The 16,498-nt window shown below is 57.5% G+C and carries 19 protein-coding genes and 1 other RNA gene; 11 read left to right on the forward strand and 9 right to left on the reverse strand.

Features of this window, described 5'->3' with window-relative positions; genetic code table 11:
* The first annotated feature begins 65 nt into the window (after positions 1-65).
* Positions 66-305, forward strand: a complete 240-nt coding sequence (locus NW838_RS13995) for a hypothetical protein (protein WP_414428245.1) — start codon at positions 66-68, stop codon at positions 303-305.
* Here the strand turns inward: NW838_RS13995 and NW838_RS14000 are convergent.
* The 3 genes from NW838_RS14000 to NW838_RS14010 form a co-directional block, all read right to left on the reverse strand.
* Entirely contained in the window at positions 302-727 is a 426-nt protein-coding gene (locus NW838_RS14000) for a VOC family protein (RefSeq protein WP_414356288.1), read from the reverse strand. The two genes, NW838_RS13995 and NW838_RS14000, sit on opposite strands and share 4 nt — an antisense overlap.
* A gap of 53 nt (positions 728-780) precedes the next feature.
* Positions 781-1,443, reverse strand: coding sequence for an isochorismatase family protein (locus NW838_RS14005; RefSeq protein ID WP_414356287.1), 663 nt, complete (start codon positions 1,441-1,443; stop codon positions 781-783).
* Between the two features lie 78 nt (positions 1,444-1,521).
* The gene (locus NW838_RS14010; protein WP_414356286.1) at positions 1,522-1,902 is read right to left on the reverse strand and encodes a Rid family hydrolase; all 381 of its coding nucleotides are present in this window, start codon (positions 1,900-1,902) and stop codon (positions 1,522-1,524) included.
* 204 nt (positions 1,903-2,106) lie between these two features.
* Between NW838_RS14010 and NW838_RS14015 the strand changes: the two genes are divergently transcribed.
* From NW838_RS14015 to NW838_RS14030, 4 genes are all read left to right on the forward strand, one after another.
* Positions 2,107-3,135, forward strand: a complete 1,029-nt coding sequence (locus NW838_RS14015; protein ID WP_414342867.1) for a rod shape-determining protein — start codon at positions 2,107-2,109, stop codon at positions 3,133-3,135.
* A 67-nt stretch (positions 3,136-3,202) separates the two neighbouring features.
* Positions 3,203-3,955, forward strand: coding sequence for a rod shape-determining protein MreC (gene mreC / locus NW838_RS14020; RefSeq protein ID WP_011434053.1), 753 nt, complete (start codon positions 3,203-3,205; stop codon positions 3,953-3,955).
* Positions 3,933-4,577 (forward strand): rod shape-determining protein MreD, encoded by a 645-nt coding sequence (gene mreD / locus NW838_RS14025; protein WP_414407170.1) that lies wholly within the window; start codon positions 3,933-3,935, stop codon positions 4,575-4,577. The genes mreC and mreD overlap by 23 nt, the downstream gene beginning before the upstream one ends.
* Before the next feature lie 395 nt (positions 4,578-4,972).
* Positions 4,973-5,200 carry an indolepyruvate ferredoxin oxidoreductase subunit alpha gene (locus tag NW838_RS14030; RefSeq protein WP_011434056.1) on the forward strand — a complete coding sequence of 76 codons (228 nt, stop codon included), beginning with the start codon at positions 4,973-4,975 and terminating at the stop codon, positions 5,198-5,200.
* A 198-nt stretch (positions 5,201-5,398) separates the two neighbouring features.
* Here the strand turns inward: NW838_RS14030 and NW838_RS14035 are convergent, their stop codons facing one another.
* Positions 5,399-5,923 (reverse strand): YIP1 family protein, encoded by a 525-nt coding sequence (locus NW838_RS14035; RefSeq protein ID WP_414356283.1) that lies wholly within the window; start codon positions 5,921-5,923, stop codon positions 5,399-5,401.
* 85 nt (positions 5,924-6,008) lie between these two features.
* On the opposite strand from NW838_RS14035, the gene ssrS reads away from it, so the two are divergent.
* A non-coding RNA gene (gene ssrS, locus NW838_RS14040) (6S RNA) lies at positions 6,009-6,196 on the forward strand.
* Positions 6,197-6,403: 207 nt separating this feature from the next.
* Here the strand turns inward: ssrS and NW838_RS14045 are convergent.
* Positions 6,404-8,380, reverse strand: a complete 1,977-nt coding sequence (locus tag NW838_RS14045) for a serine/threonine protein kinase (RefSeq protein WP_414428246.1) — start codon at positions 8,378-8,380, stop codon at positions 6,404-6,406.
* A 136-nt stretch (positions 8,381-8,516) separates the two neighbouring features.
* Here NW838_RS14045 and NW838_RS14050 point away from each other — a divergent pair, with 136 nt between their 5' ends.
* Positions 8,517-9,398, forward strand: a complete 882-nt coding sequence (locus tag NW838_RS14050) for an inositol monophosphatase family protein (protein WP_414356281.1) — start codon at positions 8,517-8,519, stop codon at positions 9,396-9,398.
* Here NW838_RS14050 and NW838_RS14055 read toward each other — a convergent pair.
* Positions 9,353-10,336 carry a glycosyltransferase family 2 protein gene (locus NW838_RS14055; RefSeq protein WP_414356280.1) on the reverse strand — a complete coding sequence of 328 codons (984 nt, stop codon included), beginning with the start codon at positions 10,334-10,336 and terminating at the stop codon, positions 9,353-9,355. The two genes, NW838_RS14050 and NW838_RS14055, sit on opposite strands and share 46 nt — an antisense overlap.
* 77 nt (positions 10,337-10,413) lie before the next feature.
* Complete coding sequence (gene hemE / locus NW838_RS14060) at positions 10,414-11,514, reverse strand: uroporphyrinogen decarboxylase (protein ID WP_414356279.1); 1,101 nt, start codon at positions 11,512-11,514, stop codon at positions 10,414-10,416.
* Between the two features lie 243 nt (positions 11,515-11,757).
* Here hemE and crtE point away from each other — a divergent pair, with 243 nt between their 5' ends.
* From crtE to NW838_RS14080, 4 genes are read left to right on the forward strand one after another with little or no spacing between them, the layout of a single operon-like run.
* Positions 11,758-12,651, forward strand: a complete 894-nt coding sequence (gene crtE, locus NW838_RS14065; protein WP_414328882.1) for a geranylgeranyl diphosphate synthase CrtE — start codon at positions 11,758-11,760, stop codon at positions 12,649-12,651.
* 50 nt (positions 12,652-12,701) lie between these two features.
* Positions 12,702-13,184: a divergent PAP2 family protein gene (locus tag NW838_RS14070; RefSeq protein ID WP_414328881.1), complete on the forward strand. Its 483-nt coding sequence runs from the start codon at positions 12,702-12,704 to the stop codon at positions 13,182-13,184.
* A 13-nt stretch (positions 13,185-13,197) separates the two neighbouring features.
* A complete protein-coding gene (locus tag NW838_RS14075; protein ID WP_414428247.1) occupies positions 13,198-13,845 on the forward strand; it encodes a hypothetical protein in 648 nt (215 codons plus the stop codon).
* A 45-nt stretch (positions 13,846-13,890) separates the two neighbouring features.
* Entirely contained in the window at positions 13,891-14,733 is an 843-nt protein-coding gene (locus NW838_RS14080) for a SirB1 family protein (protein ID WP_414350903.1), read from the forward strand.
* Between the two features lie 89 nt (positions 14,734-14,822).
* Here the strand turns inward: NW838_RS14080 and NW838_RS14085 are convergent, their stop codons facing one another.
* Positions 14,823-15,005 carry a hypothetical protein gene (locus NW838_RS14085; protein ID WP_414356274.1) on the reverse strand — a complete coding sequence of 61 codons (183 nt, stop codon included), beginning with the start codon at positions 15,003-15,005 and terminating at the stop codon, positions 14,823-14,825.
* Between the two features lie 200 nt (positions 15,006-15,205).
* Positions 15,206-16,261, reverse strand: a complete 1,056-nt coding sequence (locus NW838_RS14090) for a TauD/TfdA family dioxygenase (protein WP_414428248.1) — start codon at positions 16,259-16,261, stop codon at positions 15,206-15,208.
* Positions 16,262-16,498 lie beyond the last annotated feature (237 nt).

Below are 16,498 nucleotides of genomic sequence, written 5' to 3' on the forward strand. Positions count from 1 at the left end.
TATTATACATTATTTTCAGTATAGTTGAGCTTATTATTGACTTTTCAGTATAGTTGAGCTTATTATTGACTAGAGTCATGCTCCAGCAGGATCTGCTCACTCTGGACTTAACCCCGGCGACGGTGGTGAGCTGCTATTTGCTGCCCCGCTCCCACCTGCTGATCCGAGACAAGTTGCGCTCCCAGCTTCGGCCCGGCGCTCGTCTGGTCACCCACTCCTTCGACATGGGGGATTGGCCCCCCACCGCCACCACCACCGTATCGGATGTCATCAACACCTACACCATCTACCTTTGGCGGATCTAACCCTGGGGATCCCAGGCTGTCGCTTCCCCAAAAGCAGCAGAAGGCTGGTGCAGTACAATCCGGTTGCCATCGGGATCCCGAAAATCCACCTCCTGTCCGTGAAAGGCTTGTCGCAGAGGGGAAATGGAGATCTGATAAGCTTCCGCCAACCCCTCCAGTGTTGTCAGGGATCCCTGTAAATCCTGCACCTGTAGGCAGAGGCTCACCGCTTCGGTTTGGGCACCACCATCGAGATGACGGCTGCGATAAAGGCCCAGCCGCAACCCCGGCAGACGAAACTCCACGTACACCGGATCCCCCTCTGTTGGAAGCTGGACTTGGGGAGGGATCCCCAAGAGAGCCCGATAGAAGCGCTGCAGACGGGGCAAGTCTGGGGTAGCCACGCTGACCAAGGCGCCGGAGAGCTGCATCGCAACCGCCAAAAGACCGAGTTGCTTTATCTTAGTTCCTCAATGCTCCACGTCGAAGAACCCCCTTATGCAGTCTTTGCACCAACCCGTGTCGGCACAGCAGCTTGCAAAGCCTGGAGAAACTCATCGCTGCTACAAACCCAGCCAAAAAACTTCTCAATATTGGCTAAGGCGGCCTCCTTGAGCAGGGGCGGCCCCACCTGCAGGGTGGAATCAGATAGCAGCAAACAGAAATATTCGCGGTGAAAAGCTTCTCGGATGGTGGATTCCACACAGACATTGGTGGCAATGCCTGTAAACACGAGATTGCGAATCCGCCGCTGCCGCAGCAGCATATCAAAATGAGTTCCGGCGAAAGCACTGTAGCGAGTTTTCTGGAGAACGATTTCTCCAGGGAGAGGTCTTAATGCCTCAACAAAATCATAGTCCCACGTGCCCTTAATCAATAATTTTCCTGACAACTCGGGCCGTTGGCGCATCAACTTCAGGGCGTTGGATTTGTACCAATTGGGGGAGCCGGGACCACCTGCCTCCTCAAGTTGGGGATCCCAGCCATTTTGAGTAAAGATGATCGGCATTTGTAAAGGGCGAACCGCTTCCAGCACACGGGCGATAACCTGAATGACCGCCGGCGCTTCGCCGAGATCACTACCCAAAAGGTCCACATACCCGCCCCTGCTGGCGTAGGCATTTTGCATGTCCACCACGATCAAGGCGGTTTCTTCCAACTGAAAGGTAACCGGATCCGGGCGACTGGGGATCACAATAGGAGTCGGCATTGAAAATCTCCAAATAGACTCAAATCCTCAAGCCCCAATGTGGGCCACGGCAGCAATTTCCACCAGCAGATCAGGACGTACCAAGTCTGCTTTCACCACAAATCGAGCCGGTAATACCCCCGGAAAATACTCTTTGTATACGGCGTTCATGCCCGCATAGTTGGCGTAGTCGGTCAAGAAAACGCTGCAGAAGACGATGTCCTCCATCGTTCCTCCTGCTTCTGTAACGACGCTTTTAATCAGATCCAACACCACGCGAGTTTGGGTGGCGATGTCGGATCCCACCGTCTTGCCCTCCGGATCTAGGGCCAATGTGCCCGAGATGTAGAGGGTATTGCCCACCTTCACGCCGGGAGAATAGGGGGCGATGGCCGGATATCCGGCTGGAGCAATGGCAACCTTAGGCATATGGGATCCCGAATCACAACAGGATTGCACCTTAGCGGCGAATTTAATCTTCCACAGTTGGCTGGGATACAGCTACAGCCGGTTTCTCTGGAGCAGATTCCCGATCTTCGGGGGAGATTCTCTAGCAGAACTAGACTATAGCTAGACTATAGTAGGTACCGAAGCTTGCTGCTTCTTCCCAAGTCAAGACTGGAGCGACTTACCGTGGGGTTCTTCAGCCGATTTTCCCGTGATATGGGCATTGATTTGGGCACTGCCAACACGCTGGTCTACGTGGCCGGGCGAGGCATTGTCCTGCAAGAGCCCTCTGTGGTTGCCATCGACCAAAACACCAAGCAACCCCTGGCTGTGGGGGAAGATGCCAAAAAAATGTTGGGCCGTACCCCAGGCAACATCGTGGCGGTGCGTCCTCTGCGAGATGGGGTGATTGCCGATTTCGACACGGCGGAGATGATGCTAAAACACTTCATCCACCGCGTACACGAGGGCCGGTACCTCATTGCTCCGCGCATTGTGATTGGGATCCCCAGCGGCGTGACCGGAGTGGAGCGACGGGCTGTGATGGAAGCCGCTCTCCAGGCCGGGTCGCGGGAGGTGTATTTGGTGGATGAGCCGGTGGCAGCAGCCATTGGGGCCGGGCTGCCGGTGCAAGAGCCCACCGGGAACATGATCATCGACATCGGCGGCGGCACCACTGAGGTAGCCGTCCTTAGCTTGCAGGGGATCGTGCTGAGCGAGTCCGTGCGGGTAGCGGGAGATGAGCTGAGCGAGGCCATCGTCCAGTACATGAAAAAAGTCCACAACCTCACCATCGGGGAGCGCACCGCTGAAGAGATCAAGATTCGGATTGGCTCCGCCTACCCAATTCAAGAGGAACTGACCATGGAAGTGCGCGGGTTACACCTGCTCTCGGGTTTACCCCGTACCGTCACGGTGAAGAGCACCGAAATTCGCGAGAGCATGGCCGAGCCCCTCTCGGTGATTGTGGAAGCCATTAAGCGCACCCTGGAGCGCACTCCACCGGAATTGGCTGCCGACATTATCGACCGCGGCATCATGCTGGCCGGCGGAGGAGCCTTGCTCAAGGGTCTGGATGCCCTGATCAGCCATGAAACCGGGATCTTGGTTCACATTGCTCCGGATCCCCTCAGTTGTGTGGTGCTGGGTACAGGGCGAGTTCTGGAGGATTTCAAAACCTTGGGTCGAGTGTTGAGCGGCAGCTTCAAGGGCTAGAGGCGCTTCTCCCTCTCCCTGATTTCCTGATTTGAGGTGTGAGTCGAGTGGGTCGGAGAGGTATTGCTTGAATCGGCTACGCCAATGGTGGAGGCGCTACGGCTTGGGGTTACTCCTGTCTGCTTTGGCGATGGGGGTAGCATTGGGCTTGCGCCAAACCCAGGGATCCCTGTTGGTGGAGCTGTACAGTTGGATCACCGCCCCGGCCCGTCCACCTGTGGATCCCGCCGCGGTGCTCAGCCAGGCCGCCAACCGTGAGCTGCAAGCCCTGGTAGCCGAGCTGCAGTACCAAAACCGCGAGCTGAAGCGGCTGCTGCAATTTACCGAGCAGATGCCCCAAGCGGGGATCCCGGCAGCAGTGGTGGGTCGCAGCGCCGATCACTGGTGGCAACAGCTCACCCTCAGCCGCGGCAGCCGGCATGGAGTCAGGGTGGGAGATGTAGTCATGGCGCCGGGCGGGTTGATCGGGCGAGTTGAGTCGGTCACGCCCAACACCAGCCGAGTGCTCCTGATCAGCGATCCCACCAGCCGTGTCGGGGTAATGCTGAGTCGCAGCCGACACATGGGCATCCTGAGGGGTACGGGCACCCAGAGCGCCATTTTGGATTTTTTCGACAAGGCCCCCAAAGTAGAGGTGGGGGATGTGGTGGTGACCTCGGGCCTGAGCAGCTTTTACCCAGCCGGGGTGGTGGTGGGAACGGTTCGAGCGGTCAACTTGGATGCCAGCCCTGCCCCCCAAGCCACTGTCGAACTGTCGGCGCCGCTGGGCCTCTTGGAATGGGCCTTGATCTACCGCTATGCTCAACCCTCTGATTCTTAAGCTCAAGTCTCACCTCAACTGGGTGGTGACTGCCCTATCAGGATTGCTGGCAGCAGTGGCCCCTTGGTGGCGCGGGCCGGGCTTGGAGCTGGCAGGCTTAACCCCAGATTGGCCCTTGATCTGGGTGGTGTGCTGGAGTGTGCGGCGTAAAGCTTGGCAGGGAGCTGTTGCCGGGGTCACCCTGGGTTTTCTGCAAGATGCGCTGACCAGCCCTTGTCCTACCCATGCGCTGGGGCTGGCCGTAGTCGGGATCCTCACCGCCAAGTTGCAAAAACAACGCTACATGCAAGAAGACTTTATCTCGGTGGCCTTGATCGTTTTTGGTATGGTGGTGATTGCCGAAACCCTGATGGCGCTGCAGTGGATGTGGCTTGCCGCCTCCCAGGGATCCGAGGGCCTGGATCCGGCGGGAATGCAAACTTTGCTGGATGGATTGGGGAACTCCCTTCACTCTTTCGGCAGCATCGGCGGCGACGGTTCGCGTTCTCTGGAGAGCATCTGGTGGAACCATCAACGCAATGCCCTCACGTCTGCTATTTTAAGTAGCCTCTGGGCACCTGCTTTGTACTGGCCCCTCAGCCGTTGGTGGCAGTCTCAAGAGCGGGATCCCAGAGAGATTTAGCCTTTGGTTTTGTGGCAAATCATCCTACCTTTCGGTTAAAACTTAGGCCAAAGCAGAGTATGTCCCTTGGCATTTTTGGCAAGAAAGAACTCTCGAGGCGGCGGGAGCCGGTTTGCCGACTGTCTCTGACCTCCCACATGTTGGCGCTGTGCTGAGAGGCCCCAGACAAAGTCAGAAAAAGCGACAATCCGGAAAATTCTTCGTTGGGGAGCAATTTTGGCCTAAAATGAACCCTAGAACTGAGATATAAGCCCCATCTTTTTCAGACAGCTTTGGGCTAATGTCGCGCATCTCAATCAAAAAGTCAAAAGCATAGGAAGCGCAGGCGACGTCAAGGCTGACCTTGTGGCAACTGCACTTAGAATTTGACTTAGAGCAATCATTGGGAGGGATCCATGCCGCATACAATTGTCACCGATATCTGTGAAGGTGTGGCCGACTGTGTAGAGGCTTGCCCCGTCGCCTGCATCCACCCCGGCGATACCAAAAATGCCAAAGGCACCGACTACTTTTGGATTGAGTTTTCCACCTGCATTGACTGTGGCATCTGTTTACAGGTCTGCCCCGTAGAGGGCGCTATTCTGCCGGAGGAAAAGCCGCATCTGCAGCGAGTGCCCCGCTAATTCCGGGGAAGCATCCCTGGCCACACCCCAAGATCCAATGGGAATTATGATCATTTCAACTCCAACTAGGACACTGCACCCACACCTAAAGCCCTGGTCGCATCGTCGCGTCAGCGTTGCGGAGCAACAATACGCAGAACCAGAAGGCTTTTCTTGGTAGCCCAGGCGTCTCACCCTAACCTGAAACAACTATAAGCTTTAGCGCAAGGAAGCCAGAGCAACGACGCCGCTGGTCAGCCAGCTCAGGGACAGGATCCCCCCTAGGAAAGCCAATGGGATCAGGCCCACCAGGCGCCACCACTCCAAATCCAGCGCTACAGCTACCGCCCGCACCTGCCAAACCACAAACCACAGCAGCGCTGCAAGGCCCAGCAGGGATCCCAGTACCCCACCCAACGATTGAGCAGGCCCCAGCAGCAGCCACGGCAAGCCGGCAAACCCCGTCAAGCACAGCAGCGCCGAAAAGGAAGGGGCAGCCCGACCTAAACAGAAGGCCAGCAACTGCAGCAAAGCCGCCAAACTCACCCAGCCCAGGGATCCCATCAGTACTGCCAGCACCATGCTCGGCAGGCTTGCCCCAGAGCGGCGAATCGCCTCTAGGACGTTAAGCAGCCCCACCACCCCAAAGGCTTGCCAGAGAACGGGCTGTTCCCGCAGTGCCCGAAAAGTGCGCTCCGGCAGAAACCAAGCGCCATAGATGTTGTCTAACCAGGAACCGAGCATGGCCGGCAACAAGTCAAGCTATCTTTCATCCTAGCCCTTATGAGCACTTGACAGGCACATCCCAAAAATGGGGTATGATTGGAAAAGGATTCTGCGGCGTTGGTGACTGCCGTTATGTTTTTGCGATCTATACCCTTCGACAATTAGGATGGGAAGTGGATGTGAGAGCAGTAAGCCAAACTTAGATTTGGAAACTATCAACAATCATCCCCGGTATCCTACACTGGATTTTCCAGGTCGAAAACCACGGTAAAACGGCGCAACAGTATCCTCAAAAGAGCCCTCGAAAGGGGGCCTTTTTGTTGCTTGAATGTTGCAGTTGAATTGCCATTGCTTTACGGGATCCCAAGCCAAATTGCCCATAGCCAGGTGGATCCAGTACCATGATGATCTATTTCAATTCCTGGCTCCCCTCTTTCCTAGAGAGAGTCAAAGGGACTGTCGAACTGCGGTTGTTTTTCGGAACGGGATCCCTGGGGCCTAAGAGGCTTGTTGTTGATTTTGAACAGTAGGGATCCGGCGCAAATTCAAAAGCACCATTGCGCTGAGGGGGCGCGTGTTGGCCAGTAGCCCCACGATCAGCAGCAGCCAACTGTTCAAGGTAGTATTGTCCAGCAGCCAACCCATCAACAGAGCCGATCCTGCCCCTTCGGCAACTGCCGCCAAGATCCAAGCCCGGCTACCTTTCCAGCACTGAGACCACAAGGCCCATTGCAGCCCACCAACGCCGACCCCCACCAGCAAACCGCGCAGCACATCTCCCATCGCCCGCAAGGCATTTTGGAGCCAGGGATCCGTCGGGTTAAAAGCAGAGGTTGCTACCCCCACCTGGGGAGCGAGGAAATCCGCCGCCGCCCAGCCCAAAGCCGTGGCCAGCAAAGTTGCAGCCACCCATCCCACCGAAACCTGCCGCCGCAACACCAGCCACTGCAGCAGCCCCATCAGCAAGCCAAGGCCGGCTCCAGCCACCGCTTCTTGTAGTGATCCCAAAGCCGCCAGCAGAGGAGCCAATGCCCCCAACCCCAGGTAGCCGATCCCAGCCGCCCCCAAATTGGCCAAGAGCCAACTCAACGCCGACCCTTTGCCCAGGCGGGGTGCATTCAGGGGTGCATCCAACAGATGAGAGCCGGACTTGCTGTTGACATGTTCCTGCCCAACCTTCTGTTCCACCTCGCGCAGCCCCTGTTCCGCTGAAGGGTTACCCGGCTCCAGCCGCAGCACCCCTTGATAATCCATCTGGGCAAGGCCCCAATGTCCCTGCCGTTGGTGGGCCAGGCCGCGGTAGAGATAGTAGCGGGCTTCGTTGGGGGCGCTCTGGATCAGCTCATTGAGCAGATGGACGGCCATCTTGTACTCGCTTGCCTCGATCAGCCTTACCGCCCGTTGTAGCTTTTCTTCCTCGTCTGGGGCGGCTCGACCCATCGGCTGTTGGGAAGTCGGCTGGCCAAATCCGGTCGGGATCCGCGGGGGGCGAACACCTTGAGGTGAACGAGAGGAATTTGAGGGGACGAACGGGGCAGGAGGGGCAACCTTGTTTCCATAGACAGCCTGTAGCTGCTGGCTGAGCCCTTCCATGTTGGCTGGGCGGAGGGCAGGGTCTTTCTCTAGGCACTGGAGGATGACCCTCTCCAGAGCAGCAGGGATGGGGTGGGCTAGCTTGTGGTCTTGGAAGGGGCGGGGCTTTTGAAAGTTGTGGACGTGGTACCAGCCTTGCAAGGTGTCGGTATCCGGCTCGAAGGGCAACGCACCAGTTAACAGCTCGTACAGCACCACCCCCAAGGAATAGATGTCGGAGCGGCCATCCAGCTTTTCTCCGCGCATTTGCTCGGGCGAGGCATAGACCATCGTGCCCAAAAAATAGCCCGTCTGCGTCAGGCCACGAGAGGTCTCCCCCATGAGCTTGGAAATGCCGAAGTCCAGGATCTTGACCCGCTCTTTCCCATCGGGCCCTTTCTGCACAAAGATGTTGCTGGGTTTAATGTCGCGGTGGATGACGCCGCGAATGGAGTGCTTGCCCAGATCCATCTGAAAGTTGTGGGCGTGGTGCAGGGCAGAGCAAATTTGCAGAGCCAAGTTCACCACTCGCTCTGGGTGCAAGGGGCCTTCCCGAGCCAGCACATAGTCCAACCCCTGGCCGCTGTAGGGTTTGGCATTCAGGTACTCCATCACCAGATAGGGCTGGTTTTGGTACAGGCCGTAAGAGCGCACCTGCACGATGTTGGGGTGCTCGCCCAACAGAGCGCTGACCCTGGCCTCATCCATGAAGCGTTGCTGCAGTTGCTGGTAGTACTCTGGGCCCATGTCCGGGGGCGGCGGGCGCAACAACTTGACGGCCACCAGCTCGTCATTGAGCTGGGTATCCACCGCCTCGAACACATTGCCGTAGCCACCCTCGCTGATGTGGCGGGTCAGCCGGTAGCGGTTGCCAATCAGTTGTCCAATCAGGCGCTGGTTCATGGAGGAGGGCGGCCAGCCGGGGAGTCTACCTATGATTCTAGTCAGCTTAGGGGCTTAAAACCTGCTGGTGAGGGATCCGCTGCCATTGCGACCCCTTTTCCACCCCAAAAGCCAGGGATCCCGCTAGGATTGGGGCATGAGTGCTCCTTCTGCAACTGCTGCTCTATCCCCTTTCTGGCTGGAGGTTACCGAGTTTGCCTTGCAGGCTACGGCCAGCGTGGGATCCCAGCTCTTGGCAGACTTTGGCCAGGCCCACCCTACGGTTCGCGCCAGCGGGACGGAGTCCTTAAAAGCCGACGGCAGCTTGGTAACCTCTTCTGACCAGTGGGCGGATCGCGCTTTTCAAGGGGCCATTGCCGCTGCCTACCCCGATCACGGTTATCTGAGCGAGGAATCCAACCACATTTTTCCCGAGAAGGAGTGGTGTTGGGTAGTGGATCCTTTGGATGGCACCACCAATTTTGCCCGTGGGATCCCCATTTGGGGCAGCTCCTTGGCTTTGCTGCATTGGGGCGTGCCGGTGTTTGGCTGTGTCCATCTGCCGCCCATCCGCCAGACTTTTTACGGTTATTGGCCTCGGTTTCCTGGGGATGCAGCAGCAGGAGCTTTTCTCACCCGCCACGACCGGGATCCCGCCTGTCCCCAGCCAATCCGTCCTAGCACCGCCTCACCCGGCCCCAACCAATTGTTTAATTTCTGTTCCCGCAGCAGCCATTGGATTAGCCCACACTTCCCCTGCAAAGCGCGGATGTTGGGGGGCGCTGCCTACAACCTGCTGGCGGTGGCCGGTGGCGGCCTTCTGGGGGCGGTGGAACGCTCGCCCAAGATCTGGGATGTGGCGGCAGTGTGGGTCATTGTCAAGGGGGCCGGTGCCGTTTGGGAACCCCTGAGCTGCACCGATCCGGATCCCGGCCAGCCTCTGATTCCCGGCAAGGATTATGGCCGACTCACTTACCCCGCCCTGGTGGCAGCTCAAGCCGAGTGGATCCCCTTATTTCGCGCTTTCATCGCTCTGTAGCCTTCGTAAACGGCCTGCACGTTGTACCAGTTGAGGAAAAAAATCCGGCACAGCTCCAAGGCCAACTGCGAGCGGCCATGCCGGATCAACCAGCGCAGCAGCGGTTCCACCCGCTTCTCGTTCAGCCAGCCCCCCAGGGATAAAAGGCCCCACAGGAATTGGTGCAGGGGCGTCAGTTGGATCATCAGGCGCACGGCCCAGGTGGGGTGTTTTTGGTAAAAGAGAATACCCATGCGGCCCCGCTGCCGTTCCCGCTCAATCAATCCTGGGATCTGCTGCAGCTCAAAGGGCGGATGCCAGTGGTAGCCGGTGGCCTGGGGGCACTTGACCAGGCGCAGGCCCAAACGTTTTAGCCGCACCCCCAGCTCCAGGTCTTCCCAGCCGTAGAGGTGAAACCGCTCGTCAAAGGGGCCGGCGGGGGTTTCGCAGGCCAGCTCCAACCAATGGCGGGCAATGGCCACGTTGCCGGTGGCGAAAAAGGCTGCCGAAAAATCGGTGGGCTTGAAGGGTTCGGAGCGGGGATCCTGAAAATTGCTCGTGTTGATCACCCGCCCGTAGGTGAAGACCTTGGCCTCGTGGGGGGAGCGGGGATCCCCTGTGACGCCGTGCCGCCGCAGCATCTGGGCGTGGCTGGCCAAGAAGTGATCCACCACCACCAGGTCGCTGTCGATAAAGACGATGAGGGATCCCTGGGCGTGGCGAAACCCCAGGTTGCGGGCAGCGGCGGGGCCGCGGTGCTCCTGCTGCAACAGTTTCCACTGGGGCAAGCCAACGGGGTTGTTCTGCAGCCATTCCACTGTGCCATCGGTGGAGCCATCGTCCACCACCACCACCTCGTAGCCCTCGTAGGGGCCGGGCTGCTGCTGCGCCAGGGCCCGCAGACACTGCTCCAAAATGGGACGGCGGTTGTAGGTGGGAATGATGACGCTGATGTACACCGGGGATCCCTAGGGATGGCTGTACAGCCCTTGAGCAAAAACACCTCAGGGAAGAGGGGTTCCCACTGCCTGTTGGGCTAGAGGGCTTTTAGGAGCTCTGCCGACTGGCGCACCGTCTCGAAAAAGTAATGGACATTGGCCTCTGGAGTGCTTGGGTGAATGCCGTGGCCCAGGTTCATGATATGCCCACGGGATCCGGCTTTTCGAATCACCTCTAGGGTGCGCTGCCGGATGAACTCCGGGGATCCCAGCAACACCATTGGATCCAGATTGCCCTGCACCGCTAGGGATCCCAGGCGGGCCCTGGCCTCTGCCATATCGCTCATCCAATCGAGGCTGAACACGTCGATGCCGGCTTTGCCCACCCGCTCCAGCAAAGCGGCGCTGCCGTTGATGTAGAGGATCAGTGGCACCTGCGGATAGCGAGCTTTCACCTGATCCACAATTTGCTTTTGGTAGGGCAAGGCCCAACACTCGTAATCGACTGGGCTGAGCTGGCCGGCCCAAGTATCGAACAACTGCACCACCTGGGCGCCGCACTCGATCTGGTAGATCACGTAGCGGGCAATGCTGTCGGCCAGCTTACTCAGCAACTGATGCAGCAATGGCGGCTGCGCGAAGGCCAAGCTCTTGATGTGGGCGTAATCTTTGGAGCTGCGCCCTTCCACAGCATAGCAGGCCAGAGTCCAGGGGGAGCCGACAAACCCCAGCAGCGTTGCTTTCCCTTCCACCTCGCGGCGCAGGGTGCTGAGAATGGTCTTGATAAAGGGCAGACTTTCTTCCGGTTCCAGGAGGCGGATGCGTTCAATTTGGGCTTGGGAACGAATCGGCGGGTCGATGATTGGCCCCTGATGCTCCACCAGCTCAAAGGGGATGCCCATGCCCTCAAGGGGGGTGAGGATATCGCTGAACAGGATCACCCCATCAGGGGCAAAGGCCCGAAACGGTTGCAACGAGATCTCGACGGCCAGCTCCGGGATCTCGCAACGCTGCTTAAAGGTGTACTTGCTTTGCAGCTCGCGGTAGGCCGCCATGTAGCGACCCGCCTGGCGCATCATCCAAACTGGAGGGCGATCCAGCACTTCCCCTCGGGCCGCCCGCAGCAAACGGTCACCCAAGTGCTCCGCACCGCTGGCGGTGGAGGAGGTGGCGCTGAGCTGAACAGGCGAGTGGGACATAGGAGGGCAATCCGGCTAAAGATCCTTATGAATCCTGACATTGTGGCGACAGCAACCGCAAGTTGGCGGCTCAGGATCCCTGCAGTTTCTTCATCGGCTGCAACTTGCTGTTACTTCTTACCCTTTTGGCCTCTGGGCTGGGATCCCCAATTAAAGTGGACATGAGATAATGACACCTGACAAGTCTGTTGAAGAACGGCTCGACAAGGATCCCCCCATTGCCGAGTTGAGAGGAAACCCCGCTTGGTTGCCCAAACCTTTAACCTGAAAGCCTACCTGAGCCAGCGTCAGCAACAGGTGGAAGAAGCTCTCTCTGCAGCTTTGGTTCCCGCCTATCCGGAGCGCATTTACGAGGCGATGCGCTACAGCCTATTGGCAGGGGGGAAGCGCCTCAGGCCCATCCTCTGTCTGGCTGCTTGCGAGTTGGCCGGCGGCACTGTGGAGCAGGCTCTGCCTACCGCCTGTGCCCTGGAAATGATCCACACCATGTCGCTGATCCATGACGATCTGCCGGCCATGGACAATGACGACTTTCGCCGCGGCAAACCCACCAACCACAAGGTGTTCGGCGAAGACATTGCCATTTTGGCGGGAGATGCTCTGCTGGCTTTTGCCTTTGAGCACATTGCTAGCCAAACTCAGGGGGTACCGCCGCAGTTGGTGTTACAGGTGATCGCCCGCATTGGCCATGCTGTGGCGGCAACCGGTTTGGTGGGGGGACAGGTGGTGGATCTGGAGTCGGAGGGCAAAGCCATTTCCCTGGAAACTTTGGAGTACATTCACAGCCACAAAACCGGCGCTCTATTGGAAGTCTCGGTGGTTTCGGGAGGGATCCTGGCGGGGGGAGATGAGGAGCTGCTGGACCGCCTGAGCCGCTACGCCCGCGATATTGGCTTGGCCTTTCAGATTGTGGACGACATTTTGGACATCACCGCCACCAGCGAGCAACTGGGCAAAACGGCAGGAAAGGATCAAGCTGCCGCCAAAGCCACCTATCCCAGCTTGTTGGGCCTAGAGGCCTCCCGGCAAAAAGCCGAGGAGCTGATTCAATCGGCCAAGGAAGCGTTGCGCCCCTATGGATCGCGGGCAGAACCGCTGTTGGCCCTGGCAGATTTCATCACTCGCCGTCAGCATTAGGACAGGACAAGGGGACAAGATCAGATGGGATCCCTGGAGACCCTGCTCGCATGTCTGTGCTGGAGAGCCGTATGCTGCAACAGTTGATGGCCAATCATGTCCTCTGGGTTGCTTTGCTGGCCAGTGTGTTGGCCCAAGCCATCAAGCTGATCCTTTCCTATGTGCGGTCAGGCAAGGTTAACCTGCGAGTCTTGGTGGAAACCGGGGGAATGCCCAGCTCCCACGCAGCGTTGGTGACGGCTTTGTCCATTGGGGTGGGGATGCAGGAAGGCTGGGACAGCCTGCTGTTTGCCGCGACGGTGGTTTTCGCATTGGTGGTGATGTACGATGCCGCGGGGATCCGCCAAGCCGCTGGAAAACAGGCGCGGGTGCTGAATCGCCTCCTGGAAGAATGGTTTGAAGAAAAGGGCGCCGACCGTTTTCCAGAACCCTACCTGAAAGAATTGCTGGGGCACACTCCCGTTCAGGTCATGGCCGGCGCGGCTTTGGGGGCAGCCTGTATTACATTGTCGTTTGCCCTGGGAGTAAACTGAGAGCCATTGGGGCATGCTAAGGCAGAAGTACCGCGGGGTGGTCATGGCTTCCAGTTCTCAACCTCGTCCGATCCAACGTTGCCCTTCCTGTGGCAAGCCGATCCCAGCCTACCGGTTCAAGTCTCCCTACTGCGACCACTGCGGTTGGCGGGCGGCTCCGGCAGCGCAAACCCCTCAAAAAGGTGGATCCCTGGGCCAGAAAATCGCAGCTCAGGTAAACGGGATCGGATCCCAAGGTCAACGCTTCAAGGTGCCCCCTCTGCTACAGCCGCTGCTGAACTTCAACTTTTACCTCTATCTGCTCTGGGGGATCAGCCCTCTGTTTCCGCTGGTGGTGGATCGACCCCTGCTGGCCGAATCCAACTATCTGCTCCTAATCCCGCTTTTGTTGAGCTGGGGGCTGCTTTATTTGGCGGTGCGAGATCTGCCGCTGCCGGACAATTTGCGGCTGCCGCGCCTGTTGTTGGATGTATCGTTCATCCTGCTGCCCTTCTTCCAGAAAATTAATGTGTCCAAAGCCCCCAACCGACCCTATTGGAATGCTCTGCTGATTTGGGTGATCGGGATCCTGCTGCTTGCCGCTTTGCGGCTTTGGAGCTTTAGCCTGCTCCTGACGGCGGTGACCTTGCTGTTGACCAGCTTTTGCACGCTGCTGTTCTAACCGAGATCCTTGCAAAGAACCTCAATATTTAATATTTAACATTTCATGAGCATTCCTGCTGCCCGTCAACGCTTTGCCCTTGAAATCCAATCGGAGCCCATCGATCTGGGTCGGGCGGCCCTCTGGATTGCCCAAGAAGCCTATCCCGATCTGGAGGTGGAAGAGTATGTGGCCGCTCTGGATGAGATGGCCGCAGAGGTGCAAGAGCGCCTTCCCCCGGAGCGTTATCCCCTGCGGGTCATCAAGATCTTGAATCACTATCTCTTTGAGGATCTGGGCTTTCGTGGCAATCGCGAAGATTATTACGACCCACGCAACAGCTTTTTGAACGAAGTGATCGATCGGCGCACCGGGATCCCGATTACGCTGTCGCTGATCTATCTAGAGCTGGCGCGGCGGATCGATTTTCCCATGGCAGGAGTGGGCATGCCCGGCCACTTTTTAATCCGGCCCCTGTTTGCAGGCGCCGAGATTTTTGTGGATCCCTTTCAGCAGGGGGAGATTTTATTTCCAGAAGATTGTCAAGAGCTTTTGTCGCAAATCTACGGGCCTGGGATCCCTTTCCAAGAACACCACCTACGCCCCACCCCTCCCCGCCTGATCTTGGTACGCTTGCTCAACAACCTCAAGCAAATTTATCTGAGCCGCGCCGAACTGGAACCCGCTTTGGCAGCAGCGGAACGGATCTTGTTGTTGATCCCTGAATCCTTGCCCCACCTAAGGGATCGCGGGCTGTTGTATTATCAGTTGGGCCGTTGGCAGCAAGCCTGCCAGGATCTCAAGCGCTACTTAAAACAGGCGCCTTTCCACCCCGAGATCAATCGCTCTGATGAGCATTTAATCCGGGAAATTGTCGAGAGATTGGAATCTCATCCCGACTCATGCTAGGAGCATGCACAATTGCTCTCAGTTGTGCGTTGTGTAAGTGTGTAAGTTTTGAGCAAGATCTGCCGTCGTTTGCAAGCAAGGCTAGGTTTCTAGCAGGGATCGGAAGCAGCCCTTACCTCTTGGCGCAAAATGGCTTCTACCAACTCATCCAGAGCCTCTAGATCAGATGGATCATAGTTTCTTTCCCAGAGGATTTGGTTAATGCTGGACTCCTGCTGCAGAGTTAAAACCGAAGATTGTAAAACCTCATCGATGATCTGGCGAATGCTCATCTTAACCTCGCAATCGTGAGAAGAATTGATGGCTTTGGCTCATAAGCCTAGAATGCTGGAAACGCTCTGCGATAGCCATCGTGAGGATCACGTATTTTGACATCAGAATCTGGGGCGACTCATCCAAACCCTTTCGGGGAAATCGCCAATAGTACTTTTACGGACTTGAGCTATGGATGGCGCTGAAGTCTGCGAACTTCTCAGGATCTTCTGAGACAGACCTGCTCCCCATTGAGGGCAGCTTGGGCCTCACCCTCTGTGGCGAAGGCGATGCGAATGATGCGCTCACCGGGATGGCGATCCCTTGCCGAAAGGCCGAGATCCCGAACCACAAATGAGCGTTGGATCCAGCGGTCGAAGCCATCGTAGCGGGGAGAGAAGGCAGTCCGTCCGTGAACGGTGCGGCGATTGTCAATACAGAGCAGATCCCCTGTTTCCAGCTTGATGCCTCGGTAGACAGCGTGGATTCCCTTCCTCAGGGCTTCTAGAGCCAGACTGGCTTCGGGGGTGAGCCCCACCATCAGGTCTTCGTCGTAGTTCCAGAAGGGATCCTCTCGACGGCCATACAACACCGGCAAAATGGGTCCATTGATCAGGGCTTGCCGGTTGCCGAAGGAGTAGTCGATGCCGGTGCGATACAGGGGTTCAAACAGCAGCTCCCGCTCTCGCTCTCCTAGCAGAGGCAGGACATGACGGATGCTGGCGTAGGTGGTTTCCGCCACACGATCATGGTCGGGGCGCAGGCAAAACAGCAGCAAAAACTCCGGTGAGTGGGGATGAAAAACCGTCTCGCGGTGAAACTGTAGCCGAGTGCGGGATCCCTCGGAAGATTGCACCTCTTCGCTGTCGGGAGTAGGCACCAAGTTTTGAAACAAATCCCCGTTTTTTTCTTGGATGTAGGAGACCAAATGCCCCAAGCGGCTGCCGATCATTGCCAAGCAGCGTTCGCTGACAAAAGTGGTTTTCTCCTCAGAGCGCTGCGCCAGAGCCGGTGTGCGGGTATGGTCTAGTCCGGGATCCACGGGCAAGCCCCGCAGCAGCAGGATCCCTTCCGAATTGGAATACAACTGAAACTCCAGCAAGGCCCGCCGCAGATAACGGGGCAGCTCATCTGCCCGCATCTCGCAGTCCAGGAGAAATTCTTCTGTTTCCCGATAGGGATCGGGCCCAGGTGCCAAAAACAGGTTTATCGTCTTTTCATCAAAGTCCCGACAATCGATCAGCAGGCATCCTTTTGCAAGCTGTGAAGTCTTCATCACGATCCCTCACCACCCACTGCCCTAGTCATAGCAGCCGCAGCAACTTTTGGGCAGGGATCCTACACTCAAAACCCAATCTCGGCGAGTGTAGCGCACTACCCTTCGGTGCTAGAACCTCAGTCTGAGGCGGGGCAGAGCATGACTCTAGTCAATGATACGCTGGACTATACTGAAAATAGTGTACAGTATGTTCAGTATGGCTGCTTGGTATGGCTAGGTATGTGAAACCGAGAG

Source organism: Synechococcus sp. R55.2 (genome assembly GCF_047462075.1).
Taxonomy (GTDB): Bacteria; Cyanobacteriota; Cyanobacteriia; order Thermostichales; family Thermostichaceae; genus Thermostichus.